This window comes from Nocardia sp. NPDC058658, from assembly GCF_042716665.1.
Classification (GTDB): domain Bacteria; phylum Actinomycetota; class Actinomycetes; order Mycobacteriales; family Mycobacteriaceae; genus Nocardia.
Window position 1 is genome coordinate 1 of record NZ_JBHXRR010000063.1, and the last position, 1,087, is coordinate 1,087.

The 1,087-nt window shown below is 56.3% G+C and carries 1 rRNA gene; it reads right to left on the reverse strand.

Annotated features, from left to right (window positions below):
* Positions 1 to 1,087, reverse strand: a 23S ribosomal RNA gene (locus ACFWUP_RS31365); the annotation flags it as partial.

The following is a 1,087-nucleotide window of genomic DNA, read 5'->3' on the forward strand; positions in this document are numbered from 1 at the left end:
TTTGGGGTACGGGCCATGTACCAGCTCGCTAGAGGCTTTTCTCGGCAGCATAGGATCACTGAATTCCCCTCAACGGGTACGCATCACGTCTCAGGATATGTGTGTGACGGATTTGCCTATCACACTCCCTACACGCTTACACCAGGTATTCCATCACCTGGCCCAGCTACCTTCCTGCGTCACCCCATCGCTTACCTACTACAGCCAGGGTCGTATGCAGCCATCATCCGCTTCGCCCGAAGGCTCCGTCAGACAACATTTGGATACTTAGCACAACTGATTCAGCATTGGGCGCGGATACACGGGTACGGGAATATCAACCCGTTGTCCATCGACTACGCCTGTCGGCCTCGCCTTAGGTCCCGACTCACCCTGGGCGGATTAACCTGGCCCAGGAACCCTTGGTCATTCGGCGGACGAGTTTCTCACTCGTCTTTCGCTACTCATGCCTGCATTCTCACTCCCGTGGCCTCCACAGCTAGTTCACACTGCTGCTTCCACGGCCACAGGACGCTCCCCTACCCATCCACACACCTGGCCCCAACCACTACAGTCAGGACGGGTTATTGTGTGAATGCCGCGGCTTCGGCGGTGTACTTGAGCCCCGCTACATTGTCGGCGCAGGATCACTTGACCAGTGAGCTATTACGCACTCTTTCAAGGGTGGCTGCTTCTAAGCCAACCTCCTGGTTGTCTAAGCGACCCCACATCCTTTTCCACTTAGTACACGCTTAGGGGCCTTAGCCGGCGATCTGGGCTGTTTCCCTCTCGACTACGAAGCTTATCCCCCGCAGTCTCACTGCCACGCTCTCACACACCGGCATTCGGAGTTTGGCTGACTTCGGTAAGCTTGTAGGCCCCCTAGGCCATCCAGTAGCTCTACCTCCGATGTGAAACACGTGACGCTGCACCTAAATGCATTTCGGGGAGAACCAGCTATCACGGAGTTTGATTGGCCTTTCACCCCTACCCACAGCTCATCCCCTCAGTTTTCAACCTAAGTGGGTTCGGGCCTCCACGACGTCTTACCGTCGCTTCACCCTGGCCATGGGTAGATCACTCCGCTTCGGGTCCATAATGTGCGACT